Here is a 25,508-nt window from a genome sequence, read left to right on the forward strand (position 1 = left end):
CAGCACCGCTTTGCTGGTACTGCAGATTGGTTCGCGTGGCCGCTTCGGATTGTCCTAGCGCAAACCAAGTGAATTCTTTGCTAATATAGCACTTTCCGCGCTCAATTAGGTTGCAAGTCAAACCTGAAGCATGCTGTCTACAGTGGCGCATCTGCAATGAGTGAAAGCCTTGGCCACGCAACCGTCCGGCCTGCATATGAAAACGCCGCCGCCGCGCCGCAAGCGCCGTGCAGCATTGTGGCTGATGCTCACGCTTTCGATCTCGCTCGTTGCGGGCACCGTCCTGCTATCCAACGACATGCGCCATCTTCGCAGCCTGGCAGCTCTGTCGGCCTACCATCTCAACCCGCAGGTCCAGCAACCAGAACCACCGCCGCTAGACCCGGTAGAGGTTGCAAAGCCTGCTCCGCAGCTGCCGGTCAAGATCCCGCCGAGGCTGATCGAGATTCCGAAGTCCGAGTTCGCCGGAAATTTCCTGCGGACGTGGCGGAAGTCCGGACCTGACATGTGCGAAACGTTGCGCAAGGCCGGCATAGAGATGACCAAATGGCGTGCCTCCGCCATGGGCAGCAGCGCCTATGAATGCTCTTTTCAAGAGGTCTACAAGGACGATGGGGAGCGCCCGCTGAGTTCTGTGTTTCTGATCATTCGCGGAGATCGCAATGGCACGATTTCCAACATACGCGCCAAGATCGTCGGGCCGGCGACCGATAGCGCGGGCCGGCTCGATCCATCTTTCATGCGCGTTTTCGAAGCGGTGCTCGCACAGTCGCACTGGCTGGATTTTCACGATGCCTTGAGCGCGATCGAAGAACTGAAGGATGTCAGAGAGGAAGCTTTTGGCGCAAGCGTCGTCTTCTCGCGCGAATTCAGCAGCCAGAACAGCTTCAATTTTATCATGACGATCAAGGCGGCACCCGGTCCGCAGATGCGGACGAGGGCCTATTTTTCGACCGGACGCTGGATGCCCGCGCCGGACAATGAGGTCTCGGAAGCACTGCCGCCAATCTTCCGGTAGCTAGAAATATGGCTCGAAGAAGCGCCGCACGGCGTCGATCTCGTTCGGACGGATGTCATGTCCGCCCGGATGCCACTCGGTCTCGGTCGCAGCCCCCTGCCCGGTGAAATAGCCGGCGAGGGCCTGGGTCAGCCCGACCGGAGAGATCGGATCACGTTCGCCCGCCGTAATCAGCACCTTGCGGCCCTGGAGTTCCCGATTGGCCTTCGGCCGAAACGGAATGAGAGGATGCATGAGCACCGACGCATCGAACAGCCCGTTTTCGATCAAGACATTCGCCAGGATGTTCGCACCGTTTGAAAAGCCGAGGCCAAGGATGTGCGACGCGCCGTGATCGACCGTCATGTCCTTCACGAAAGACGCCAACTTCTGCGTGGCCCTGGCAAGATCGTCCATGTCGTAGACGCCCTCGCCGGTGCGCTTGAAAAAGCGTGCCGCGCCGTGCTCTGAAACATCCCCCCGGGGAGCGACGATCGTCGCATCGGGCAGAAGCCGCCGTGCGAAGTCGAAGAACTGGTTTTCGTCCCCTCCGGTGCCATGCAGCACAAAGAGGATGGGTTTTCCCGGTGCACCGGCATGGAGCCGGTGCACATAGCTGTGGTCGTTCATCGATTTGCCCCTTTAAGCTTCGAGCGGTTGCAGGTGCTGCTCGATCAGTTGCCGCAGATGCGCGTGCTGCTGCGGCAGCTTCAGCGCTTCGCCGAGATGAGCCGTGTCTTCGTCCCGGTCGAAGCCGGGTTCGTTGGTCGCGACCTCGAAGAGAATGCCGCCGGGCGTGCGGAAATAGATCGCCCAGAAATAATCCCGGTCGATGACCGGCGTCACCTGGTAGCCTGTATCCATCAGTGCCTTGCGCACCTCGAGCTGCCTTTCGCGGTTGTCGACAGCAAAGGCGACATGGTGCACGGAACCGGCGCCCGGCAGAGCACGGGAGGTATTCGGCATCGTTTCGAGATCGACCAGATGCGCGCCGTTGCCGCCTGGCATCACCAGCCGCTTCACGCCATCCTTCTCGTCTTGAACCTCATAGCCCATGAATTTCAAGAGTTCTGACGTTGCGCCCTCATCGCGAAGGCGCATGGCGACGGAGTGGAAGCCACGGATGGCGTGATCCTCGCCGATGCCGCCATGCGTCCAGGGCTGGCGGCCATCGTCCCTGACCTCAACAAGCGCGAAACCGTCACCATCAGGACCCGCAAAGTGCAGTCGCTTTTGGCCGAAGCTCTCGTCCGCCTTGAGACCGCTGACGCCGAGCTTGGTGAGACGGTCGCTCCAAAAGCCGAGCGAGCCCTCTGGAACGGAGAAAACGGTCGTACCGACTTCGCCGGTGCCTGGACGGCCATTCGCCATCTTGGGAAACGGGAAATAAGTCATGATCGAACCCGGCGAACCGGTCTCGTCGCCATAATAGAGATGATAGACGTCAGGCGCATCGAAGTTCACCGTCTTCTTGACGCGGCGCAGGCCGAGCGCGTTTGTGAAGAACTGGTTATTTGTACGGGCGTCCTCCGCCATCGATGTGACGTGGTGCAGGCCCTTGATCTGGTTGAGCATGTCGAGACCCCTTTCTTGCCCGCAACGGCGAGCCTTGATGGGTCATAGATGATCGCTTGGAGCGATTTGGAATAGCCCCGGAGACCAAAACGCATTGTCTCCTTTTATTGAACACCGGTCCGAGGGTGTTCAGAAAACTCTAGGCATCCTGCGGATTGGCGGGCAACTCCCAGTCGACGGGCGCGCGGCCGTGAGACTGCAGGAAAGCGTTTGCCTTCGAAAAATGCCGACATCCGAAAAAGCCGTTATGCGCCGAAAGCGGCGACGGATGCGGCGCCTTGAGGACGAGATGACGGTTGCTATCGACAAAGGCTGCCTTCCGCTGCGCGTAGGAACCCCAGAGCATGAAGACGACGGCGTCGCGTTCCTCGTTGACCTTGCGGATCACCGCATCGGTGAAACGCTCCCAGCCCTTGCCCTGATGCGACGCGGCCTGCGCCTCCTCGACGGTCAGAACGCTGTTCAGCAACAGCACGCCCTGGCGGGCCCAATGCTCCAGGAAGCCATGCCGCGGCGGCTTAATGCCGAGATCGGTTTCCATCTCCTTGTAGATATTGACCAGCGACGGCGGAATGCGCACGCCTGGGCGAACGCTGAAGCAGAGCCCATGCGCCTGTCCGAGGCCGTGATAGGGATCCTGCCCCAGAATGATGACCTTCACCTTTGCAAGCGGGGTAAGATCAAGCGCGCGAAAATACTCCGCCCCTTTGGGGAAGATGCGCTTGCCGCTTTGCTTCTGCACCAGCAGGAAATCCTTGAGCTGCTGCATGTAGGGACTGGTAAATTCGGTCGCAAGTGCCGCCTTCCAGCTCTCTTCGAGCGCGATGGTCTGTTCGCTCATCGATAGTCCTCGTTCCACCGAAGGGGGGATAGATTTGCCTTGAAAAGGGATGCGCGCAATATTTTAGTCACCTATCGCGGCCAAAATTTACGAAGTATCGTTAGACTGGTGATAATCGCGCAGGAAAGCAAGCTTCAGCAAGGGCTTAACACGCATGAAATTTGGAACAAGCGGCCTGCGCGGCCTTTCCGCCGATCTGAAAGGCAGGGCGTCGGTGGTCTACGCGACAGCGTTCGGACAATATCTTCTTGAGAGCGGGCACGCGCAGACGGGCGACCTCGTCATGCTCGGCCGCGATTTTCGTGATTCCAGCCCTGCAATCGGCGCGACATGCGCTCTCGCGCTGACCGCGCTTGGCTTCAGGGTCGCCGACTGCGGCACCGTCCCGACACCAGCGCTGGCATTTTATGGATCCCGCAACAAGGCCGCGAGCCTGATGATCACCGGCTCGCACATCCCGGCCGACCGCAACGGCATCAAATTCTACCGACCTGATGGCGAGATCGACAAGGCGGACGAAGCCGCGATTTTTGATCTTGCAGTCAAGCTCGAGAACTCCCTGCCTGCAGAGCCAATGGCGGGAGAAGCGAAGGTCGAGGACCGGTCCGGCGACTGCGCTAGAGCCTTCATGGCCCGCAACGCCGGCATTCTCTCCAAAAATGCCCTTTCCGGCCGAAGGATCGGCGTCTATCAGCATAGCAGCGTTGCCCGCGACATGTTGGTGCAGCTCTTGTCGCATTACGGCGCCGAAGCCATCGCGCTTGGACGGTCGGAGACCTTCATCCCGGTCGATACCGAAGCCGTTTCGGCAAAGACCGTTGCGCTTCTCAAGGATTGGGCGCAGTCCCTGACACTTGATGCGCTTGTTTCGGCCGACGGCGACGGCGACCGGCCACTGGTGACGGATGAGAACGGCCTGCCGCTGCGCGGCGACTTGCTGGGGCTGATCACTGCGAATTTGCTGAATGCCGGGACCGTGGTCACGCCTGTCACCTCCAACTCCGGCATCGAAGCGGCCGGCGCCTTTGCCGTCACCCGCACGCGCGTCGGCTCGCCCTTCGTCATCGCCGGCATGCAGGAGGCGATCCTCGCAGGCAAGGACCGCGTGATGGGCTTCGAGGCCAATGGCGGCCTGCTGACCGGTTCAAATTTCGCCGTCAATGGCAGGACGCTTGAGGCACTGCCGACACGCGACTGCTTTTTGCCGATCCTGGCAGTCCTTGCGCTGGCAGCGGCGCAAAAGAAGCCGCTGTCGGTCATTGCCGCTTCCTACAATCTCCCGATCGCCGCGGCCGATCGGCTGGAGAACTTCCCCGTCGAGACCAGCGCAAAATTGATGGCTTACCTGCGCGCCTTACCGGAAAACCTGGCGGATTTCCTGAAGCCGATTGGAAGCCCCTGCGCGCAAAGCGACATCGACGGCCTGCGCGTCACGCTGGCCGACAGGCGCATCATCCACTTTCGCCCCTCGGGCAACGCGCCGGAGATGCGCTGCTACGTCGAAGCTGAAACCGAACACGCCGCAAGCCAGTTGCTTGAAGCCGGACTGAGCCGGATCAGGCAGTGGGCCGGACAGAACTGATCAAAGACAGAAGATTTTGAGGAAACGCACCCGATGACGCAAAAAATTGTTCCCGTGATCATGGCAGGAGGCAAGGGCACGCGCCTGTGGCCGCTGTCGCGCGCTGCAGCCCCCAAGCAGTTCATCCAGTTCATTGGTGACAAGACGCTGTTTCAGGAAACGCTCGCCCGCGTCTCCGATCCAGCCCTCTACGAAGCCCCGGTCGTGCTGACCAACGAGGAATTCCGCTTCCTCGTGGCCGAACAGGCCCGCGAACTCGATCACGCGCTGAAGGCGATCCTGCTGGAGCCGGTTGCCCGCAACACCGCACCCGCCGTTGCCGCCGCTGCCGCCCTCATCGCCGACCTTTTCGGCAAGGACGTGATCATGCACGTGCTCGGCTCTGACTATGAGATCGTCGCCGATCAGAGTTATTTCGACAGCGTCCGCGCCGCGCGCGAAACAGCCGCCAGCGGCAAGCTCGTGACCTTCGGCATCAATCCGACCGAACCGGCAACCGGCTACGGCTATATCGAAGGCGGCGAGGACCTTTCGGCCGGCGCACAGACCGTGAAGCGCTTCATCGAAAAGCCGCCCTTGGACAAGGCAAAGGAGATGGTGGCTGCCGGCGGCTTCTACTGGAACTCCGGCATGTTCATGTTCCAGGTGGGGGCGCTGCTGGCGGAAATGCGCAACTATGCGCCGGATGTCGTCGCCGCCGCCGGTGAGGCTGTTGCGAAGGCCACGCGCGATCTCGACTTCACGCGTCTCGACCCCCAATCCTTTGCGAAGGCCCCCAGCATCTCGATCGACTATGCGATCATGGAAAAGACGGCCAATGCCGCTGTCGTGCCCTCGCCCTTCAAGTGGTCGGATCTCGGCAGCTGGGATTCCGTCTGGAAAACCGGGACGCGCGACCCGAACGGCAATGTCGCAACCGCCAATACGACGCTTGTTAACAGCCGCAACTCGCTGGTGATGAGCCACGGCGTGCATCTTGCCGTCCAGGGGATGGAGGATGTCGCGGTGATCGCCAGTGAAGATGCCGTCTATGTCGGCAAGCTCAAGGACAGCCAGAGCGTCGGCGACCTCGTCAAGACGCTCGCCGCCCTGCCCGCGACGTCGAAACTGACGGAGACCCATCCGACCTCGTACCGGCCGTGGGGCGGCTATACCTCGATCTTCAACGGCGACCGTTTCCAGGTGAAGCGCATCTTCGTCACACCCGGCAAGAAGCTCTCGCTGCAGAAGCATCACCACCGCTCGGAACATTGGATCGTCGTCAAGGGCACGGCCGAGGTGACGATCGGCGAGAATGTGCAGATGCTGCGGGAAAACGAGTCCGTCTATATCCCGCTCGGCGAGGTGCACCGCCTCGCAAACCCGGGCAAGATCTTGCTCGAACTGATCGAAGTGCAGACCGGCTCCTACCTCGGCGAGGACGATATCATCCGCATCGTCGACGAGTTTGGGCGCAGCTGAGAAGTGGGGCTGTCTTGAATTTATAACGGTGCGCCTGTAACACGATCGCGTTTTGCCGCCGGCAGGCCGCGATCGTTTTTGATGAAGGTTATCCCATGCGCATTGTTATGATTGGTTCGGGTTATGTCGGTCTCGTCTCCGGCGCCTGCCTTGCAGATTTCGGCCACCACATCACCTGCGTCGATAAATCCGAAGCGAAGATCGACGCCCTTGAACGCGGCGAAGTGCCGATCTTCGAGCCGGGCCTCGATGCCATCATCGAGCACAACCGCAGCGCCGGCCGCCTGGATTTCTCCAAGGATCTCGCTGCACCGGTTGGAGACGCCGATGTCGTCTTCATCGCGGTCGGCACTCCGTCGCGGCGCGGCGACGGCCATGCCGACTTGAGTTACGTCTATGCCGCCGCGCGCGAGATTGCCGCAGCCGTCAGCGGCTTCACGGTCGTCGTCACGAAGTCCACCGTTCCCGTCGGCACCGGCGACGAGATCGAGCGCATCTTCCGCGAAGAATTCCCCGGCAAGGACATCGCCGTCGTCTCGAACCCGGAATTCCTGCGCGAAGGTGCCGCCATCACCGACTTCAAGCGCCCCGACCGCATCGTCATCGGCACCGAAGACCCGCGCGCGACGGAAGTCATGCGCGAAGTCTACCGGCCGCTCTACCTCAACGAGGCACCGCTTTATTTCTGCGAGCGCCGCACGTCGGAACTGATCAAGTACGCCGCAAACGCCTTCCTCGCCATGAAGATTACCTTCATCAACGAGATCGCCGACCTTTGCGAGCAGATCGGTGCGGATGTGCAAAAGGTTGCCAAGGGCATCGGCATGGACAAGCGCATCGGCGACAAGTTCCTGCATGCCGGCCCCGGCTATGGCGGCTCGTGCTTTCCGAAGGACACGCTGGCGCTCGTCAAGACCGCGCAGGACTATGACAGCCCGATGCGCCTCATCGAAACGACGGTTGCAATCAACGACAACCGCAAGCGCGCCATGGGGCGTAAGGTGATCGCCGCCTGCGACGGCAGCGTGCGCGGCAAGAAGATCGCCGTCCTCGGCCTGACCTTCAAGCCGAACACCGACGACATGCGCGATGCGCCGTCGATCACCATCATCCAGGCCTTGCTCGACGGCGGCGCCACGGTTCACGTCTACGACCCGGAAGGCATGCAAGCGGCCAAGGAAATGCTCGGGCCGGTGACCTACGGCAATGACCCCTACGAGATTGCCGAGAGCGCCGATGCCATCGTGCTCGTTACCGAATGGGATGAATTCCGTGCGCTCGACTTCAAGCGCCTGAAGACCACGATGAAGAACCCCGTCGTCGTGGACCTGCGCAATATCTATCCCGTCGCCGAAATCACGCGCCACGGCTTCAGCCACTTTGCCGTCGGCAAGAAGACCGAGTAGAGATAGAAAATGCACTACTTCATAACAGGCACCGCAGGCTTCATCGGCTTTCATCTCGCGCGGCGCTTGTTGCAGGATGGGCATCGGGTTACCGGTTTCGACGGCCTGACGCCCTATTACAACGTCAAGCTCAAGCATATGCGGCATGCGGCTCTGGCGCAGTTCCCGGCCTTCAAGCCGGTGGTCGCCATGCTTGAGGATGAAAAGGCGCTCGAAGATGCGGTCGGTCAGGCAAAGCCGGACATCCTGATCCACCTCGCGGCCCAGGCCGGCGTCCGCTACAGTCTTGAAAACCCGCGCGCCTACCTGAGCTCGAACGTCGAAGGCTCCTGGAATATTCTGGAAACTGCCGAGCGCCACAATGTGCAGCATCTGATGCTGGCCTCGACCTCTTCGATCTATGGCGCGAACGCTTGCGTTCCCTTCCATGAGACCGACAGGGCCGACGAGCCCCTGACGGTCTATGCCGCGACCAAGAAGTCGATGGAGCTGATGGCGCACAGCCATGCGCATCTCTACAAGCTGCCAACCACCGCCTTCCGCTTCTTCACCGTCTATGGTCCCTGGGGCCGCCCAGACATGGCGCTCTTCAAGTTCGTAAAGAACATGCTGGAAAACCAGCCGATCGAAATCTACGGCGAAGGCAAGATGAGCCGCGATTTCACCTATATCGACGATCTCGTCGAGGCGATCGTGCGGCTTTCGGCGATTATGCCTTCGGAAGAAAACCGCATCGCCGACGACAAGGTCGAGACCTTGTCCCGCCAAGCGCCGTTTCGCGTCGTCAATATCGGCGGCGGTCAGCCGGTCAGCCTGATGGACTTCGTGAAGACAGTGGAAAAAGCGCTCGGCCAGCCGGCTGAGCGCAAAATGCTGCCGATGCAGAAGGGCGACGTGCCGCGCACCTTCGCCAGCCCGGACCTGCTTGTCGCCCTGACGGGTTACAAACCCGATACGAAGCTTGAAACCGGCGTCAGGGCCTTTGTCGAATGGTATCTGGAAGCCCGCCGGGAGCTGGAGCCGTAACCGCCAACACCCGGCTGTCCGCGCCTGATCTGGCCGGGGTCCGGCCGGCCGGCGAAATGAACTTGCCGATCTCCGCAGCCGGCATCGGATAGCCGAGCGCGTACCCCTGCAGCATGTCGCAGCCGAGCTGCGTCAGCGCTTCGGCATGGCCCTCCGTTTCAACGCCTTCAGCGATCACGCCGACGTTGAGCGCCTTGGCGATGTCGATGATCGAGCTGACGACACAGCGCTGCTCCTCGGATTCGACGATGTCAGTCACCAGTTGCCGGTCGAGTTTCAGGCATTTCGGGCGCAGCCTTGCCAACCCGATCAACGAGGCGTGCCCCGAACCAAAATCATCGATCTCGATATCGATGCCCATCTGCTTGATCTGATCGATGTTGCTCAGCAGCTTGTCATCGGGATCGTCGAGAAAGATCGTCTCCACCAGTTCGAAAGAGAATTCGCCCGGAGGAACCTTGAGCGCCTGCAGGCTGTCGAGCAGCGCCGGATCGAACAGCCGCGCGCTCGAAATATTGACCGCTATGCGCGGAACGGCGGCACCCCGATCCTGCCAATGCCGGCGATCCTCCAGCGCCATTTTCAGAATTGCCGCGTCGATATCCGCCGACAGCCCATTCTCATCCGCGGCCTTCAAGAAGACGGCCGGCGACAGCACCCCCCTTTCGGGATGAATCCAGCGGGCAAGCGCTTCAAGGCCGGAAATCGACCGCGTCTTGGCGTCGAACTGCACTTGGTAATGAGGAACAATCTCTCCGCGCTCCAGCCCGCGCTTCAGCTCCTCGGCGAGACGCCGTTTGCCGAGCAGGTCCTCCCGCAACTGCCGGGTAAAGAATTCGATGCGGTTCAGGCCAAGTTTCTTCGCCTGATAGAGCGCAAGATCGGACTCGGTGAACAGTTTGCGTGTCCGCCGGCCGGCACTCCATGATATCCCGATCGAGGTACCGGACTGCAGCAATTCCTGGCCGAACCGGATCTTCTTTCGCAGCCGCTGCTGGACATCCGCGGCAATGCGCGTGAGCTCTTCGACACCTGCGAAATTCCACAGCAGAATGACGAATTCATCGCCGCCAACGCGGGCGACGAGGCTGTTTCCAGAAACGGCGGCCGTCATCCGCAGCGCGGCCGCACGCAGAACGGCGTCGCCTGCGGCGTGGCCGTAGCTATCGTTGATCTGCTTGAACTGGTCGAGACCAAGGTGAAGGATCGCAAGCGTCGAGATCGACTTGTCGGCATGCAGTTCGACAAACCGCCTGTCGAACAGGCGGCGGTTGGGCAGCCCGGTCAGATAGTCATGTTCGGCAGCATACTCGATCCGTGCGTTACTTTCCTCGAGCGCCCTTGCCCGCGCTTCGGCGACCTGCCGCTGACGCTTCAGCTCCGCGTTCAGCATGACATCGGCCGTGACGTCCCACTCGGCGCCGATGAATGAGGGGGCACCTTCCTCGCTGACGTAGAAATGCGCCCGCGAGCGCAAATGCCGGATTTCGCCGTTCGGCAGGATAATACGGAATTCGGAATTATAGGCGCCACGCCGGGCGATCGCCTCGTCGAATTCCTGCACTGCGCGTTGCCGGTCTTCCTGATGAACGGCGTCAAACCAGAACGATGTGGGAAGGACGCGCATGGTCTCGCCCGTTTGATAGAGCCGGTGCATTTGCGCATCCCAGACGATCTGGTTGGTGCGCACATCGTGCTCCCAAACGCCGATCTGCGACGCATCGAGCGCAAGCTCGAGGCGCCTTAACAGATCCTGGAATTCCTGTTCCGACCGGGTCGGTGTCCTTTTCGGCAATTCGGTGTCTCAGACTTAAGCAGATGCGAGAAATCATAATACTGTCTCAAGCCCACATTAACGAAGCCTTTTATGGATTGCCGAGCTGGCTATTGGGAGTACCTTCCTTACTCCCTAGGAAACATTCGCCTAATGATTGTGGCGCGGTGGAATCCTTGCAATCTGCCGGAAGTCTGCCGCCCCTTCAAGCACAGCCCCTTCCGAAAGCTGACTGACCGACCGGCGGTAGATACGCTGCCATGGCGTCGCGTCCGGCGGCACGGGCGGGATACCTTTTCCTTTCCGGCGTTCGATCTCGGCGTCGTCGACCAGCATGTCGCAGCGACCCAGATTGAAATCGATGCGGATGATGTCACCGGTGCGAAGCCAGGCGAGACCGCCGCCGGCGGCACTTTCCGGCGAGGCATTGAGGATCGAAGGACTGTCCGCCGTACCGGATTGTCGGCCATCGCCGATCGTCGGCAGGCTGCTGATGCCGCGTTTCAAGAGATGGTCCGGCGGTTGCATATTGACGACTTCGGCTGAACCTGGCCAACCGATCGGCCCTGCCCCGCGGATGACGAGGATGGTATTCTCGTCTATATCGAGCGACGGGTCATTGATGCGCCTGTGATAGTCCTCGGAACCGTCGAAGACGACCGATTTGCCCTCGAATATGCCCTCACGTCCAGGCTCCTGCAGGTATCGTCTGCGGAAATCGTCGGAGACCACGCTCATCTTCATGATCGCGAAATCGAAGAGATTGCCTTTGAGTACGAGGAAGCCAGCCCGCTCCTTGAGGGGTTGTGCAAACGGCCGGATGACCTCACGGTCGCTTGCCTGCCGGCCTTCCAGGTTTTCCGCCAACGTCTTGCCGGTGACGGTCCGACAGTTGCCGTCGAGCTTTCCGGCCTGCAGCAGTTCCCACATGACCGCAGGCGTGCCGCCTGCCCGGTGATAGCGCTCGCCGAGATAGGCGCCTGCCGGCTGGACGTTGGCAAGCAGCGGGATATCGAAGCCATGGACCTGCCAGTCGTCGGGGTGCAGCTCGACACCGGCATGCTTCGCCATGGCCGCCAGATGCGGTTGCGCATTGGTCGAACCACCGATCGCCGAATTGGTGCGGATGGCGTTGAGGAAAGCCTCGCGCGTCAGGATATCCGACGGCTTCAGGTCTTCGAACACGATCTCGACGGCACGGCGCCCGGTGCGGTATGCCATCTGGCCGCGCTCGCGGTAAGCTGCCGGTATGGCGCCACAACCCGTCAGCGACAGGCCAAGTGCTTCGGCAAGCGCATTCATCGTCGAAGCGGTGCCCATCGTATTGCAGTGGCCGACGGATGGTGCGGAATCGAGCGCGGCCTGAAGGAACTCTTCGCGGTCGATTTCGCCGGCACCGTATTTGCGCCGCATGCGCCAGATCACAGTTCCGGATCCCGCCAGTTCGCCCTCGTGCCACCCATCAAGCATCGGCCCGCCTGAAAGTACAATGGCGGGAATATCGACGGTGGAAGCCGCCATGATCGCCGAAGGCGTGGTCTTGTCGCAGCCGGTGGTCAGCACGACGCCATCGAGCGGATAGCCGTAGAGAATTTCGACGAGCCCGAGATAGGCGAGATTGCGGTCGAGTGCGGCCGTCGGACGCTTGCAGTTTTCGAAGATCGGATGCGTCGGGAACTCGATCGGGATGCCGCCGGCATCGCGGATACCGTCGCGCACCCGCTTGGCAAGTTCGACATGCACCCTGTTGCAGGGCGTAAGATCGCTGCCGCTCTGGGCAATCCCGATGATTGGTTTGCCGCAGCGCAACTCTTCCGGTGTGATGCCGTAGTTCATGAAGCGCTCCAGATAGAGCGCCGTCATGTCAATATGGTCAGGATTATCGAACCAGTCCTGCGAACGCAGGCGACGCTTCGGCGGCTTGTAGTCGTTCATTCTTTCCTCCAGAACGGCCAGTCGGCATATCTTTCCGAATGGCTCCGTCCATCCGATGTACGTTCATCAAGACATAAACCCGCGACGCCTCCATGCAAATAAAAAAGGCGGGACCGGATGTCCCGCCTCTTGATTTGATGATGTTTTCGCTTACTCCGCTGCGACGCGAATGGCGGCCTCTTCCGACGGCGGACGATTGTCGTTGTGCTGCACCAGCGGACGGTTGCCCGTCAGCTTGCGGAGTAGCACATAGAAGACCGGCGTCATGAAGATGCCGAAGAAAGTCACGCCGATCATGCCGGCAAAGACCGCGACACCCATGGCGGCGCGCATTTCCGCACCGGCACCGGTGGAGACGACCAGCGGCACGACACCCATGATGAAGGCCAAGGAGGTCATCAGGATCGGGCGAAGACGCAGACGGCTTGCCTCGATCGCCGCCTGGACCGGCGTACGGCCTTCGAACTCCAGTTCACGGGCGAATTCGACGATCAGGATCGCGTTCTTCGCCGAAAGACCGACAAGAACCACGAGGCCAATCTGCGTGAAGATGTTGTTATCTCCGCCCGTCAGCCAGACGCCCGTCAAGGCGGCCAGCACGCCCATCGGCACGATCATGATGATCGCAAGCGGCAGGGTCAGGCTTTCATACTGGGCAGCTAGCACGAGGAAGACGAGGAGCAGCGCCAGCGGGAAGATGATCACGCCGGAATTGCCTGCCAGGATCTGCTGATAGGTCAGATCCGTCCACTCGAAGCTGATGCCCTTCGGCAGCGTCTCGTTGGCGATTTTCTCGATCGCGGCCTGCGCTTGGCCGGAGGAGAAGCCCGGAGCAGGACCGCCGTTGATATCGGCGGAGAGGAAACCGTTATAACGGTTGGTCCGCTCCGGCCCGGTCGTCGGGCTGACCTTCAGCAACGCCGACAGCGGGATCATCTGGCCCGATGCCGAACGAACCTTCAACTGGCCGATATCGTCCGCCTGAGCGCGGAACTTCGCATCGGCCTGCACCCGGACGCTGTAGGTGCGGCCGAAAGCATTGAAGTCGTTGACATAGAGCGAACCCAGATAGATCTGCAGCGTTTCGAAGACATCGGTCACCGAGACACCGAGCTGTTCGGCCTTCGCGCGATCGAGGTCAGCAAAGAGCTGCGGAACGTTGATCTGGTAAGCAGAGAAGATGCCGGTCAGCTCAGGCGCCTGGTGGGCCTTGGCGATCATTGCCTTGTTGGCCTCGTCGAGCGCCTGGTAGCCGAGACCGGCGCGGTCTTCGAGCTGCATCTTGAAGCCGCCCGTCGTGCCGAGGCCATTGACCGGCGGCGGCGGGAACATGGCGATGAAGGCATCCTGGATCGCCCCGAACTTCTGGTTCAAGGACATGGCGATCGCACCGCCGGAAAGTGCCGGCGACTTGCGCTCCTCAAAATCCTTCAGCGTCACAAAGACGATGCCGGCATTTGAAGAGTTGGTGAAGCCGTTGATCGACAGGCCCGGAAAGGCGATTGCGTGGGCAACGCCGGGCTCGGCCATGGCGATATCGCTCATCCGCTTGATGACGTCTTCGGTCCGGTCAAGGCTAGAGGCATCCGGCAGCTGGGCAAAACCGATCAGATACTGCTTGTCCTGTGCCGGCACGAAACCGCCCGGAACGGCGTTGAAGAGGCCATAGGTCGCGCCAGCCAGCGCCAGGTAGATGACCATGACGATGCTCTTGCGCGACAGCAGGCCGCCGACACCCTTGCCGTAGGCTTTCGAACCTGCACCAAAAACGCGATTGAAGCCGCGGAAGAACCAGCCGAAGATGAAGTCCATGCCGCGCGTCAGCCAGTCACGCTTGGCGTGGTGGCCCTTAAGCAGGAGCGCTGCCAGCGCCGGAGACAGGGTCAACGAGTTGAAGGCCGAGATAACTGTCGAGATCGCGATCGTCAGCGCGAACTGGCGATAGAACTGCCCTGACAGGCCGCTGATGAAGGCGAGCGGCACGAAAACGGCGACGAGCACCAGTGCGATTGCGATGATCGGGCCGGAAACTTCCTTCATGGCCTTGTAGGTCGCATCGCGCGGGCTGAGGCCATTCTCGATGTTACGCTCGACGTTTTCGACGACGACGATCGCATCATCCACCACGATACCGATCGCCAGCACCAGGCCGAAGAGGCTGAGTGCGTTGATCGAAAAGCCGAAGACGTACATCACCGCGAAAGTACCTATGATCGATACCGGGACGGCGATTAGCGGGATGATCGAGGCACGCCACGTCTGCAGGAACAAGATGACCACGAGAACGACAAGAGCGATGGCTTCAAGCAGCGTGTCGACGACCTTCTCGATCGACGAACGGACGAATTTCGTCGTGTCATAGACGATCTCGTAGCTGACCCCGTCCGGCATTGCGATCTTCAGCTCCTCCATCGTCTTTTGGACTTCGTCCGAGATGGTGATGGCGTTGGAGCCCGGAGACTGGAAGACCGGGATGGCGACCGCCGGCTTACCGTCGAGGATCGAGCGCAGCGAATAGTCGGCGGCGCCGAGTTCGATGCGTGCAACGTCGCGAAGGCGGGTGATTTCGCCGTTGGCGCCCGACTTGACGATGATGTTGCCGAACTGCTCCGGCGTCTGCAAGCGCCCTTGCGCGTTGACGTTCAGCTGCAGCTCAGTGCCTGGCAGGCTCGGCGAAGCGCCGATCGTGCCGGCAGCGGCCTGAACGTTCTGCTCGCGGATCGCATTGGTGATATCGCTGGCAGCGAGATTATGTTCGGCGGCCTTTTGCGGATCGATCCAGACGCGCATCGAATAGTCGCCCGAACCGAAGACCTGCACCTGGCCCACGCCATCGATGCGCGCCAGGCGGTCCTTGATGTTCAGGACGCCGTAATTGCGCAGATAGGTGATATCGTAGCGGTTGTCCGGCGAGATCAGGTTGACGACCATCATCAGGTCGGGAGAGCTCTTGACGGTGGTGATGCCGATGCTCTTCACCTCGTTCGGCAGGCGAGGTTCGGCCTGCGAAACACGGTTCTGAACCAGCTGCTGCGCCTTATCGGGGTCGGTGCCAAGCTTGAAGGTTACCGTCAGCGTCATGACGCCATCGGAGGTCGCCTGGCTGGACATGTAGAGCATGTCCTCAACGCCGTTGATCTGCTCTTCGAGCGGTGTCGCAACCGTCTGCGCGATGACGTCCGGATTGGCGCCCGGATAAGTGGCACGTACGACGATCGACGGCGGCACGACCTCCGGATATTCGGAAATCGGCAGTGCCCTGAGGCCGATCAGACCGGCTACGAGGATGAGGACCGAAAGCACGCCGGCAAATACCGGGCGGTCCACAAAGAATCTGGAGATGTTCATTTCAAGGCCCTCTCCGGGATGAACTTGGATGCAAAACCCTTCTCCGGCGGTTGGGGTGCCGCCGGCGGGTCAATCATTTCGTTGGTGGCCCGAAGGGTCGGACGACGGGGAGGCTCGGCAGGTGTCGTCTTTGCTTTTGGCTCAGACGTTCGCCCCTTCGTCGCTCACCCCTCATCCGTTCTCCGGACGTCTTCTCCCCCGCCGGGGAGAAGGGGAATTTCTCTGGCGGCCCTACTTGGCCGCCACTTTCTCTTCCATCTGCGGCTCGACCACCGCACCTGGACGGATGCGCTGCAAGCCATTGACGACGATCTTCTCGCCCGGGTTCAGACCACTTTCGATGACGCGAAGGCCTTCACTTGCCCTGCCGAGCTGGACCGGCCGATAGCTGACCTTGTTCTCGCCGTCGACGACGAAGACGAACTTCTTGTCCTGGTCGGTGCCAATCGCACGCTCGCTGACGAGAATCTTATTTTCGGCTTTCGGCTGGCCCATTCGGACGCGCACGAACTGGCCGGGGATCAGCTTGCCGCCCGGATTGTCGAACACGGCGCGGACTCCGATTGTGCCGCTTGCAGCATCGACCTGGTTGTCGACGAGCTGGAGCTTGCCCTTGATCGGCGTGCCTTCATCAGCAAGCGTGCCGACCTCGACCGGGATCTGTTCGAGGGCGCGGACTGCACTGTCATTGGCCGGAAGCTGCGACAGCGCCTTCGTCACCATCTCTTCGCTGGCGTTGAAGCTCGCATAGATCGGATCGATCGAGACGAGCGTCGTGAGCGCTGGGGAAGCCGAACCCGCAGCAACAAGGTTGCCGGCGGTGATCTCCAGCTTGCCCACTCGGCCGGAAACCGGAGCCCGGACCTCGGTGTAGCCGAGATCGAGCTGAGCCGACTGCAGCGCCGCCTGCGCGGTGCGGAGCCCTGCCTGCGCCTCGGTAAAGGCGCTCTGGCGCTGGTCCATATCGCTCTGCGAGATCGTGCGGCTATCCGAAAGCCGGCGGCCACGCTCAAGTTCGATCTGCGCCAGGCTGACCTTGGCCTCGGCGGAGGCAACCTGCCCTTCGGCTTGAGAAACCGCCGCCTGGTAAGGGGCCGGATCGATTGTGAAGAGCAGGTCGCCGGCCTTCACCAGTGCACCTTCGCGAAAGTGGACTGACTGGATGGCGCCCGCAACGCGGGAGCGTAGCTGAACTCGGTCGACCGCTTCGAGACGGCCCGAGAACTCTTCCCAGGTGGTCACATCACGGCTTGCGACGACGGAAACCGTCACCGGCACAGCGGGAGCTTGTGCAGGGGCGGAAGCAGCCGTTGCAGCCGTGCCCATCGGCAATTCAAAAACGATGGCAGCTGCTGAAACAGACGCAACAAGCCCTATGCCAGCGCCCACCAGGGCCCAGCGCTTCTTTCTGGACGTCATTGGTACTCTCCTTCCGGCCTTATACGGCCGACGATAATCAGTTCGTTTCAATGCAATTGGTGTTGAACGCTTAACTCCTGAACGAAACTTGTGAACTGGCGGCTGACGTTCTCCTGCCAGTTCGAGGTGCCGTCCGTTTTCCCGCCGTAAATAGATGGCCAGCCTCCCCCGGCGGGGAGGATATGCTGGCGGACCTCGACGCCTGCCGCTTTGAGGCGGGCGGCGTAACCGACGGTCTCGTCGCGCAGAGGGTCGTCCTCCGCCGTGAAAATCAGCGCCGGCGCAACGCCGGCAATGCGCGAACAGAGACAGGGCGCCGCATAAGGGTGACAGCCGCCGCCGCTGAGATAATGGCTCCATCCTTCCGACCAGCGCTGGCGCATGCCGATGCCGTCAGCCTCGCGGATGGAAGACGTGCCCATGAACGGATCGAGGAGCGGCGAAATCAGAATCTGGCCGTCGAGGGCGTCGGCATAGTGATCGCGTGCCTTCAGCGCTACGCCCGCCGCAATATTGCCGCCAGCCTCTTCGCCAGCGATCAGAAGCAGCGAGTTGCGATCGCCAATGCCAGAGGCGCGCTTGTTGGCAAGATAGGAAAAAAGGGAATAGCCGACTTCCAGCGGCTTTGGAAAGACGTTACCGAGCGGCGCGTTGTAGTCGGGGATCGCGACAATCGCACCGGCTTTCGCCATGCTCTCAGCAACCGCGCTTGCCTTGATGCCGGCCTGAATGCCCGATTCCAGGAAGGCGCCGCCGTGAAAGAACAGAACGATCGGCGCCCCCTTCCCGAACTCGGCGCCTTGATAGACGCGCGCGGAAACGGGGCCAATGCCCACCTTCTCCAGCACCATGTCTTTCACCTGCACCGTCATCGGTCCGGCTTTCGCTCAATCGAAGATAACGCGTGGTAAGCACCTACAGCTTGCCATTCTGATAAAAAAGATATTGTTATTCACATCGCGGAATAAGAAGCTGTATTATGATTACACTGTTCCGATTTTCGAATAATATCGCAGTGCAAACTGTGGAGAACTCCGATGGACCAGCTCTCGGCAATGCGCGCCTTCATACGCGTCGTTGAGACGGGCAACTTTACACGGGCGGCCGACACGCTCGCAATGCCCAAAGCGACAATCACCAATCTCATCCAGGGCTTGGAAGCGCATCTGCGCACCAAGCTTCTCAACCGTACGACGCGGCGCGTCATGGTGACGACGGACGGCGCACTATATTACGAACGCGCCTCGCAGATCGTTTCCGAACTTGAAGAGCTCGACGGCAGTCTTTCCAACTCCCAAAGCCTTCCAAGCGGTCGCTTACGCGTTGAAATGGCAGGCGCTTTTGCCGACACCATCGTCGTGCCAGCACTTTGCGATTTCTACCTCAAATATCCCGATATCCGCATTGATCTCGGTGTCAGCGACCGCACCGTGGACTACCTTGCAGAAAACGTCGACTGCGCCCTTCGTGCCGGCACCCTCGCCGACCAATCGTTGATCGCAAGACGTGTATCCGAAATCGAAATGGTCACCTGCGCATCGCCCCGGTACATCGAGAAATTCGGCATGCCCGCGCACCCGCAAGAGCTTGAAAGCAGCCATTACGGCATCAGCTATTTCCGCGCACAGACCGGCCGCACAATCCCGTTCGAATTCAAGAATGGCAACGAAGCGTTCGAGGTAAATCCGAGATATATCGTTTCGGTGAATGACGGCAGAACCTTCATGAGCGCCCTCACCACCGGCCTCGGCGTCGGCCAGACGCTCCGTTTCATGGCCCGCAGCGCGCTTGCGAGAGGCGAGCTCGTCCAGGTTCTGCCGGAATGGAAGCGCGATCCGCTGCCTCTCTACGTAGTCTACCCGCCGAACCGGCACCTGAGCAACAAGGTACGCGTTTTTGTGGACTGGATGGTCAAGCTGCTTGCCGACGCCAAGCTCAACGACGCTTGAAAACGGAAGCGGCCCGGAAGGCAGAAAAATCTTCGACGGGCCGCGATCGGATCAACTTCGAATCAGGCCCGCCGCATCACCAGGGAAATAATGCGGCGGGCTATTGGAGGCTTGGCGCCGGAATGGGGATTTCCGTTGGCGCCTTGCCAAGGAATATAATTGCATCCGGAGCGAATGTAAGGCGCAAACTTCGCGCATCACCGTTCAGAAAAACGGAACAATGCCGCCACCGAGCCGCAAACCATGTCATGGGATTAGACCATGCCGCCATTGGCGCGCAGGACCTGTCCGTTGATCCAGGAGCCATCCGCACCAGCGAGGAAGGAAACGGCAGCGGCGATGTCTTCCGGGCTACCGAGGCGTTCGAGCGGGTTCATCTTCGCCATGCGGGCGACGAGTTCGTCTGACTTGCCATTGAGGAAGAGATCGGTAGCGGTCGGACCGGGAGCGACCGCGTTGACCGTGATGTTCCGTCCGCGCATTTCCTTCGACATGATCGCCGTCAACATTTCCACCGCCGCCTTGGTGGCGGCATAGACGCCGTAGGTTTCGAGCTTCACGCCGACGACACTGGTCGAGAGGTTGATGATCCGGCCGCCGTTGCGCAGGCGCTTACCGGCTTCCCGAAGCGTGTTGAACGTACCCTTCAGGTTGACGCTGACCTGGCGGTCGAAGTTGGCATCGTCGGCATCGGCGATTGAAGACAGCATCATGATGCCGGCATTGTTGACGAGAACGTCGATACCGCCGAAGGCTGCTTGCGCACCATCGAACATCTGGCGCACCGCTTCGGGGTCGCTGACATCGGCCTTAGCCGTCAGCGCCCTGCCGCCGGCCTGCTCGATTTTCTGGGCCAGTTCTTCGGCGGGAGCGGCATTGCCGGAATAGTTGATGACGACGGTAAAGCCATCCTTGGCAAGACGTTGGGCAATGGCGGCACCGATACTGCGGGATGCACCCGTGACAAGCGCGACCTTGCTGTCATTGCTGGCCATTTTCCTTCTCCTTCAGTTCCTTGCGCCGCAGCGCGTTTCGATGAGGAGAAGATGATACTTTCCATCGTGCGGATAATCATGCATTCTTCGGCATCACTATCCGACGAATGCGAACAAATACCATGGACCGATTTGATGCCATGCGGGTCTTTTGCCGCATCGTGGAACTCCGCAGCTTCACGCTCGCGGCCGAGGATACGGGCCTGCCCCGCTCGACGGTGACCGATGCCGTCAAGCAGTTGGAAGCGCGCCTGGGCGTGCAGCTGCTCCAGCGCACCACCCGCCATGTCAGCCCGACGCTCGACGGCGAGGCCTATTACCAGCGCTGCCTTTCGATCCTCGCCGACATCGAGGAGGCCGAAGGCGCCTTTGTCGGCGCCAAACCGAAGGGCATGTTGCGGGTCGATGTGCACGGCACGCTTGCCAGGCATTTCGTGCTGCCGAGCCTGCCATCCTTCCTGGAGACCTATCCGGATATCGAATTTTACATGAGCGAAGGCGATCGTCTGGTCGATCTCGTCCGTGAAGGCATCGATTGCGTGTTGCGCGTGGGCGTGCCGCAAGATAGCGACATGATCGCCCGCCGCGTGGCCACGCTGGAAGAGATCACCCTCGCCTCACCCGCCTATCTCGAACTCCACGGCATACCGGAACATCCCGACAAGCTCGACGGCCACCGCATGGTCGGGTTCCGGTCCAGCGCCACCGGCGGGCTGCTGCCGCTCGAATTCATCGTCGACGGAAAGGTCCGCACCATGTCGATCCCAGCCATCGTCTCGGTCAATGCAGCCGAAAGCCTCCATTCGGCGGCACGCTACGGACTGGGCATCATCCAAGTGCCGCGCTACCATGCCGAACGCTACATCGCCTCCGGCGAGCTCGTTCAGATCCTGAAAGGCTTCCCGCCGACCGAGACGCCGGTCTCGCTCCTTTATCCGCGCAATCGTCAACTTTCGCCGCGCGTTCGCGTCTTCATAGACTGGCTGGTGAAGCTCTTTGGGCAGCAGCGGGCAAGTTTCGGGTAGTCGCATCTGACGCGCGATGATATCGGCCGGAATCAAACGACGGGAACTTGAATGACGAACACAGGTGCCATTGGAAACGCTCCCTTGACCGGTCGTGACCTTCGAGGCTTCTTCGAGCGCGATGCGATCGCCGTCGCACGCGATCTCGTCGGCTGCCACCTGCTCGTCAACGATGCGGGCGGGCGCATCACCGAGACGGAGGCCTATTTCCCGCACGACGAGGCCTCGCACAGTTTCCGCGGACCGACCAGGCGCAACGGAGCGATGTTCGGCCCGCCGGGCAATGTCTATATCTACCGCATCTACGGCATGTACTGGTGCCTGAACTTCGTCTGCACGCCGGGCTCGGCCGTCCTCATCCGCGCGCTGGAACCGCAAAACGGTATCGCCGGGATGATCGAGCGCCGCGGCACCGATGTGCTCACCCGTCTCTGCAGCGGTCCCGGCAAGCTCTGCCAGGCGCTCGATATCGATATCGCGGTCAACAACCGCCTGCTCGACCGCCCGCCTTTTGCAATCTTTCCCTCGGCGCCGGTTCCGATCGCCTCGGGCACGCGCATCGGCATAACGAAGAATGCCGAAGTTCCATGGCGCTTCGGCATTCAGGGCTCGCGATATCTGAGCAAGCCGTTCCGCTGATCACTCCATGACGGCGCTGTGATCCGTTGATGCGGGCGCCGCCTTGGGTTTGCGCAAGATGAGCGCCAGAGGCATCACCCCAAGCGACATCAGCATCAGGAGCTTGAAGTCGTCCATGTAAGCGATGATCGTCGATTGCAGCGTAATGAGCTCGTTGAGCGAAGCCCGGCCCGCCGCGGTGAGCGGGCTGAGCGACTGCGCGGCGGCTGTATCAAAGGCGCGGTTGAACGGCGTGACATAGGCCGCGATCGAAGCGTGATTGCTCTGCGTATTCTCGACGATCAGTGCCGAGACGATCGAAATGCCGACGCTCGAGCCGATGTTGCGGGAAAGATTGTAGAGGCCCGTGCCCTCGCTGCGCATATGCGCCGGCAGCGTCGAGAAGGCGATCGTCGTCAGCGGCACGAACAAGAAGCCGAGACCGGCACCCTGGATGAAACCGACCGAGACGATCGTCCACTGCGAGACGTCCGGCGTCCAACCCGTCATGTCGTACATTGCCCAGGCCGTAAGGCCGAGGCCAAACACGAGGAGCCAGCGGGTATCGACCTTGCCGATCAATCGCCCGACGATGAACATGCAAAGCATGGTACCGATGCCACGTGGCCCCATGACGATGCCGGCCGTGATGACCGGATAGCCCATCAGCGTCTGCAGATAAGGCGTCATCAGCGCCAGCGAGGCGAGATAGGTGACGCCGACCACGAAGATGAAAACCATGCTGATCGCGAAATTCTGGTCGAGAAACAATCGTGGATTCACGAAGGACTTTTCGGCCGTCAGCGTATGAACCAGCAGCAGATAGAAGGCTGCCGCGCAGACGATCGCTTCGACCATGATCTCGCCGGACGAGAACCAGTCGAGCTGTTCACCGCGGTCTAGGAACAGCTGCAGCGCGGCGATGAAGAGGCTCATCATGCCAAACCCGAACCAGTCGAGCTTCGCAAGCGCATCGCGCTTCGTTTCGCTGACGAAGATGACGATGCCCGCAAAGGCGAGCGCACCGATCGGCACGTTGATATAGAACACCCAGCGCCAGCTGATGTTGTCGGTGAGCCAACCGCCGATGACCGGCCCCAGCACCGGCCCGACCATGACCGAGACGCCGAATAAGGCCATGGCCGAGCCGCGCTCCTCGACCGTATAGATGTCGAGGAGGATGCCCTGGGAGAGCGGTACGAGAGCAGCCCCGAAGAGGCCCTGGAGAAGGCGGAAGGCGACGATCTGCGGCAATGATTGCGCTACGCCGCAAAGCACCGATGCCACGACGAAGCCCGCAATTGCCGTCAGGAGCACGTTCTTGCGGCCGAACTTGGCGGCGAGGAAGCCCGACGGCGGCGTCATGATGGCAGCCGCGACGATATAGGAAGTCAGGACCCAGTTGATCTGGTCGGCCGAGGCCGAAACGCTGCCCTGGATATAGGGCAGCGCGACGTTGGCGATGGTGGTGTCCAGCGCCTGCATGATGACGGCGAGAATGACGCAGGCCGTGATCGCACCGCGATTGGCAACCGGGCCGGCGGGAGATGTTGCAGCGTTACTCATGGCCCTTGCCGGCTTCGCGGCCCAACAGCATGTTGACGAAATCCGGCAGGCCGCGGGCATGGCCGGTATCGACATCGACGATCGTGCTCATGCCGACGCGAAGCGGCGGCTTGCCGTCGTCATCGTCGATGCTGACACGCATCGGAATACGCTGCACGACCTTCACCCAGTTGCCAGTGGTGTTTTGCGCCGGAAGCAGCGAGAAGCTGGAGCCGGATGCCGGACTGATGCTTTCGACCTTGCCCTTCCATTCGACGCCCGGATAGGTGTCGACAAAGATGCTCGCCTCTTGGCCCGGCTTCACGTAGGTAAGCTCGGTTTCCTTCGGGCTTGCAGCGATCCAAAGCCGGCTGGTCGCAACCAGCGAGAAGGCCTGTTGCGAGGCCTGCAGGTAGGAGCCGACCTGCAGCGCGTTGACATTGGTTACGACACCGTCGAACGGCGCCTTGACGACGCTATGGTCGAGTTCGCGCTGGGCATTGTCGACATTTGATTTTGCCTGCAGGTAGAGCGGGTTCTGCTCGACCGGCTGGCTTGCATCGTCGCCGAGCGCTGCAAGCGTTGTTGCAGCCTGCGCCCTGGCGACGGCAACCTTTTGAAGCGCGGCATCGAGATCGTGCTTGGCTTCATCATAGGCGGCACGTGTCGCGGCCGAACTGTTGACGAGGCTCTGCTGACGATCGAACTGCGCCTGGAAATACGAAATGTCGGCCTGCGCCTGCGTGATTTCCGCAAGCGACTGCCGGTAGCTGGCCTTCAGGTTTTCGATCTGGTTGCGCTGGACGCCAAGCTGCGCCTTTGCGCCGTCGAGCGCGATCCTGAAGCTGTCGGATTTCAGGCTAAAGAGCACCTGCCCGGCCTTCACCCTTTCGTTCTCGTGAACGTTGATCTGGTCGACGATGCCGGAAACATCCGTCGTCAGGCCGACCATATCCGCCTGGATATAGGCATTGTCGGTCGACATGACCTGCCCGCCATTCACGTAGAAATAACCGCCGGCAACAAGGGCAATTGGCAGCAGCGCAAACAGCACGGGGCGGGTGAGGCTGCGCCGACGGCGGACCTTGATGCCGTCGGGCGCAGCCACTGCGGTGGCCGGCGCTGAATTGGATGAAGGCGCTTCGGCTACCGTTTCCTGGATTTCGGAGACTTCCTTGTCTTCGGTGGGATCGTTGTCTTCGGTCGCATTCTTGGCGTTGGCGTCAACGACGCGGAGGGAGGATTTTTCAACCATGGTTCTGCTCATTCCCGGCGGCCGGTGTGCGGCACGCCTGCACTAGATTTGTTTTCATCAACGATAGGGTTGAAAGAGCTGTTCGCGCGCTTCGGCGCAGACGCTGTCGAGGGCTTCGCGGCGCGTGGCTTCTCCGATCACCCGCATTTGTGCAAGCAGCGGCAATGCCTCGTCACGCATGTATAAAAGCCAGACGCGCCGGTCCGCCGGATGCTGCCGCCGTTCGACAAGTCCGCGCTCGGCAAGCTTGTCGAGAATTCGCACCAACGTGATCGGCTCGACTTCGAGGATTTCGGCAAGCCCACCCTGGTGAATACCCTCGTTGTTCGCGAGATAGGCAAGCGTTTGCCATTGCGAGCGGGTCAGCCCAAGGGATTTAGCCCGCTGCTCGAACCGCTTGCGAAGCAGGCGGGCGACGTCGTGCAGAACAAAACCGAGGGGCGGATGGGCGCTCATGAAAGCTATGCCAGCTATTTATAAGTGTGCTTATAATGTTGGTAGATATAGTGAGCATGTGCGACGCACAAGATCATCGGCCACAGATTTTGCAGTTGCGGCCAAAATGCCGCAGGGCACGGTTACGACGGGCTTTCAGAACCAGGGTTTTCGGGTTGGAAGGACGTCTTGCAGGAGAGCTGTTCGTCGACCGGCAAGATTCTTAAGTTGGCGGCGATTGGGGTTTGCAATTTTTGCCTACTGACGTTTATAGTCCGATTTCATAGAGTTACCGGAGCAGACCTTCGGCCTTTTTTGCAAG

The 25,508-nt window shown here is 60.8% G+C and carries 19 protein-coding genes and 1 pseudogene; 8 read left to right on the plus strand and 12 right to left on the minus strand.

Annotated features, from left to right (window positions below):
• The first annotated feature begins 169 nt into the window (after nt 1–169).
• Complete coding sequence (locus tag RGR602_RS14690) at nt 170–1,018, plus strand: DUF6030 family protein (RefSeq protein ID WP_203226166.1); 849 nt, start codon at nt 170–172, stop codon at nt 1,016–1,018.
• Here the strand turns inward: RGR602_RS14690 and RGR602_RS14695 are convergent, their stop codons facing one another.
• From RGR602_RS14695 to ung, 3 genes are all read right to left on the minus strand, one after another.
• Entirely contained in the window at nt 1,019–1,627 is a 609-nt protein-coding gene (locus tag RGR602_RS14695) for an alpha/beta hydrolase (protein WP_039845716.1), read from the minus strand. It abuts the gene before it with no gap.
• A 12-nt stretch (nt 1,628–1,639) separates the two neighbouring features.
• The gene (locus tag RGR602_RS14700) at nt 1,640–2,572 is read right to left on the minus strand and encodes a VOC family protein (protein ID WP_039845717.1); all 933 of its coding nucleotides are present in this window, start codon (nt 2,570–2,572) and stop codon (nt 1,640–1,642) included.
• 139 nt (nt 2,573–2,711) lie between these two features.
• Nucleotides 2,712–3,413, minus strand: a complete 702-nt coding sequence (ung, locus tag RGR602_RS14705) for a uracil-DNA glycosylase (RefSeq protein WP_039845718.1) — start codon at nt 3,411–3,413, stop codon at nt 2,712–2,714.
• A gap of 154 nt (nt 3,414–3,567) precedes the next feature.
• On the opposite strand from ung, the gene RGR602_RS14710 reads away from it, so the two are divergent.
• The 4 genes from RGR602_RS14710 to RGR602_RS14725 all read left to right on the plus strand — a co-directional run bounded on the left by RGR602_RS14710 (nt 3,568) and on the right by RGR602_RS14725 (nt 8,888).
• Nucleotides 3,568–4,995, plus strand: coding sequence for a phosphomannomutase (locus tag RGR602_RS14710; protein ID WP_039845719.1), 1,428 nt, complete (start codon nt 3,568–3,570; stop codon nt 4,993–4,995).
• Between the two features lie 33 nt (nt 4,996–5,028).
• A complete protein-coding gene (locus RGR602_RS14715) occupies nt 5,029–6,456 on the plus strand; it encodes a mannose-1-phosphate guanylyltransferase/mannose-6-phosphate isomerase (protein WP_039845720.1) in 1,428 nt (475 codons plus the stop codon).
• 95 nt (nt 6,457–6,551) lie between these two features.
• A complete protein-coding gene (locus RGR602_RS14720) occupies nt 6,552–7,862 on the plus strand; it encodes a UDP-glucose dehydrogenase family protein (RefSeq protein WP_039845721.1) in 1,311 nt (436 codons plus the stop codon).
• 9 nt (nt 7,863–7,871) lie between these two features.
• Nucleotides 7,872–8,888: an NAD-dependent epimerase/dehydratase family protein gene (locus RGR602_RS14725; RefSeq protein ID WP_039845722.1), complete on the plus strand. Its 1,017-nt coding sequence runs from the start codon at nt 7,872–7,874 to the stop codon at nt 8,886–8,888.
• Here RGR602_RS14725 and RGR602_RS14730 read toward each other — a convergent pair.
• From RGR602_RS14730 to RGR602_RS14750, 5 genes are all read right to left on the minus strand, one after another.
• Nucleotides 8,836–10,683: a putative bifunctional diguanylate cyclase/phosphodiesterase gene (locus tag RGR602_RS14730; protein ID WP_052451572.1), complete on the minus strand. Its 1,848-nt coding sequence runs from the start codon at nt 10,681–10,683 to the stop codon at nt 8,836–8,838. The two genes, RGR602_RS14725 and RGR602_RS14730, sit on opposite strands and share 53 nt — an antisense overlap.
• Before the next feature lie 129 nt (nt 10,684–10,812).
• Nucleotides 10,813–12,597 carry an IlvD/Edd family dehydratase gene (locus tag RGR602_RS14735; RefSeq protein WP_039845723.1) on the minus strand — a complete coding sequence of 595 codons (1,785 nt, stop codon included), beginning with the start codon at nt 12,595–12,597 and terminating at the stop codon, nt 10,813–10,815.
• A gap of 150 nt (nt 12,598–12,747) precedes the next feature.
• On the minus strand, nt 12,748–15,945 hold the full coding sequence (locus tag RGR602_RS14740; protein ID WP_039845724.1) for an efflux RND transporter permease subunit: 3,198 nt from the start codon (nt 15,943–15,945) through the stop codon (nt 12,748–12,750).
• A 231-nt stretch (nt 15,946–16,176) separates the two neighbouring features.
• Entirely contained in the window at nt 16,177–17,364 is a 1,188-nt protein-coding gene (locus tag RGR602_RS14745; protein WP_039845725.1) for an efflux RND transporter periplasmic adaptor subunit, read from the minus strand.
• A gap of 47 nt (nt 17,365–17,411) precedes the next feature.
• Nucleotides 17,412–18,236, minus strand: coding sequence for an alpha/beta hydrolase fold domain-containing protein (locus RGR602_RS14750; RefSeq protein WP_039845726.1), 825 nt, complete (start codon nt 18,234–18,236; stop codon nt 17,412–17,414).
• 165 nt (nt 18,237–18,401) lie between these two features.
• On the opposite strand from RGR602_RS14750, the gene RGR602_RS14755 reads away from it, so the two are divergent.
• Nucleotides 18,402–19,313 (plus strand): LysR family transcriptional regulator, encoded by a 912-nt coding sequence (locus RGR602_RS14755; RefSeq protein WP_039845727.1) that lies wholly within the window; start codon nt 18,402–18,404, stop codon nt 19,311–19,313.
• Nucleotides 19,314–19,567: 254 nt separating this feature from the next.
• On the opposite strand, the gene RGR602_RS14760 is transcribed toward RGR602_RS14755, so the two are convergent.
• On the minus strand, nt 19,568–20,308 hold the full coding sequence (locus RGR602_RS14760; RefSeq protein WP_039845728.1) for an SDR family oxidoreductase: 741 nt from the start codon (nt 20,306–20,308) through the stop codon (nt 19,568–19,570).
• 122 nt (nt 20,309–20,430) lie between these two features.
• On the opposite strand from RGR602_RS14760, the gene RGR602_RS14765 reads away from it, so the two are divergent.
• Together RGR602_RS14765 and RGR602_RS14770 are read left to right on the plus strand one after the other, a co-directional pair.
• Entirely contained in the window at nt 20,431–21,333 is a 903-nt protein-coding gene (locus tag RGR602_RS14765; RefSeq protein WP_039845729.1) for a LysR family transcriptional regulator, read from the plus strand.
• 51 nt (nt 21,334–21,384) lie between these two features.
• Nucleotides 21,385–21,972 (plus strand): DNA-3-methyladenine glycosylase, encoded by a 588-nt coding sequence (locus RGR602_RS14770; protein ID WP_039845730.1) that lies wholly within the window; start codon nt 21,385–21,387, stop codon nt 21,970–21,972.
• Here the strand turns inward: RGR602_RS14770 and RGR602_RS14775 are convergent, their stop codons facing one another.
• From RGR602_RS14775 to RGR602_RS14785, 3 genes and pseudogenes are all read right to left on the minus strand, one after another.
• Nucleotides 21,973–23,517: a DHA2 family efflux MFS transporter permease subunit gene (locus tag RGR602_RS14775; RefSeq protein WP_039845731.1), complete on the minus strand. Its 1,545-nt coding sequence runs from the start codon at nt 23,515–23,517 to the stop codon at nt 21,973–21,975.
• Complete coding sequence (locus RGR602_RS14780) at nt 23,510–24,751, minus strand: HlyD family secretion protein (protein ID WP_039845732.1); 1,242 nt, start codon at nt 24,749–24,751, stop codon at nt 23,510–23,512. Before RGR602_RS14780 ends, RGR602_RS14775 begins: the two co-directional genes overlap by 8 nt.
• Nucleotides 24,744–25,207: pseudogene (locus tag RGR602_RS14785) on the minus strand (MarR family winged helix-turn-helix transcriptional regulator). The gene RGR602_RS14780 and the pseudogene RGR602_RS14785 overlap by 8 nt, the downstream one beginning before the upstream one ends.
• Nucleotides 25,208–25,508 lie beyond the last annotated feature (301 nt).

Origin of the sequence: Rhizobium gallicum bv. gallicum R602sp, assembly GCF_000816845.1 — a bacterium.
GTDB lineage: Bacteria > Pseudomonadota > Alphaproteobacteria > Rhizobiales > Rhizobiaceae > Rhizobium > Rhizobium gallicum.

Coding starts and splice junctions, on each gene's coding strand:
- RGR602_RS14695 (WP_039845716.1), bottom strand. CDS start 1,627: ATGAACGACCACAGCTATGTGCACCGGCTCCATGCCGGTGCACCGGGA.
- RGR602_RS14700 (WP_039845717.1), bottom strand. CDS start 2,572: ATGCTCAACCAGATCAAGGGCCTGCACCACGTCACATCGATGGCGGAG.
- ung (WP_039845718.1), bottom strand. CDS start 3,413: ATGAGCGAACAGACCATCGCGCTCGAAGAGAGCTGGAAGGCGGCACTT.
- RGR602_RS14710 (WP_039845719.1), top strand. CDS start 3,568: ATGAAATTTGGAACAAGCGGCCTGCGCGGCCTTTCCGCCGATCTGAAA.
- RGR602_RS14715 (WP_039845720.1), top strand. CDS start 5,029: ATGACGCAAAAAATTGTTCCCGTGATCATGGCAGGAGGCAAGGGCACG.
- RGR602_RS14720 (WP_039845721.1), top strand. CDS start 6,552: ATGCGCATTGTTATGATTGGTTCGGGTTATGTCGGTCTCGTCTCCGGC.
- RGR602_RS14725 (WP_039845722.1), top strand. CDS start 7,872: ATGCACTACTTCATAACAGGCACCGCAGGCTTCATCGGCTTTCATCTC.
- RGR602_RS14735 (WP_039845723.1), bottom strand. CDS start 12,597: ATGAACGACTACAAGCCGCCGAAGCGTCGCCTGCGTTCGCAGGACTGG.
- RGR602_RS14740 (WP_039845724.1), bottom strand. CDS start 15,945: ATGAACATCTCCAGATTCTTTGTGGACCGCCCGGTATTTGCCGGCGTG.
- RGR602_RS14745 (WP_039845725.1), bottom strand. CDS start 17,364: ATGACGTCCAGAAAGAAGCGCTGGGCCCTGGTGGGCGCTGGCATAGGG.
- RGR602_RS14750 (WP_039845726.1), bottom strand. CDS start 18,236: ATGACGGTGCAGGTGAAAGACATGGTGCTGGAGAAGGTGGGCATTGGC.
- RGR602_RS14755 (WP_039845727.1), top strand. CDS start 18,402: ATGGACCAGCTCTCGGCAATGCGCGCCTTCATACGCGTCGTTGAGACG.
- RGR602_RS14760 (WP_039845728.1), bottom strand. CDS start 20,308: ATGGCCAGCAATGACAGCAAGGTCGCGCTTGTCACGGGTGCATCCCGC.
- RGR602_RS14765 (WP_039845729.1), top strand. CDS start 20,431: ATGGACCGATTTGATGCCATGCGGGTCTTTTGCCGCATCGTGGAACTC.
- RGR602_RS14770 (WP_039845730.1), top strand. CDS start 21,385: ATGACGAACACAGGTGCCATTGGAAACGCTCCCTTGACCGGTCGTGAC.
- RGR602_RS14775 (WP_039845731.1), bottom strand. CDS start 23,517: ATGAGTAACGCTGCAACATCTCCCGCCGGCCCGGTTGCCAATCGCGGT.
- RGR602_RS14780 (WP_039845732.1), bottom strand. CDS start 24,751: ATGGTTGAAAAATCCTCCCTCCGCGTCGTTGACGCCAACGCCAAGAAT.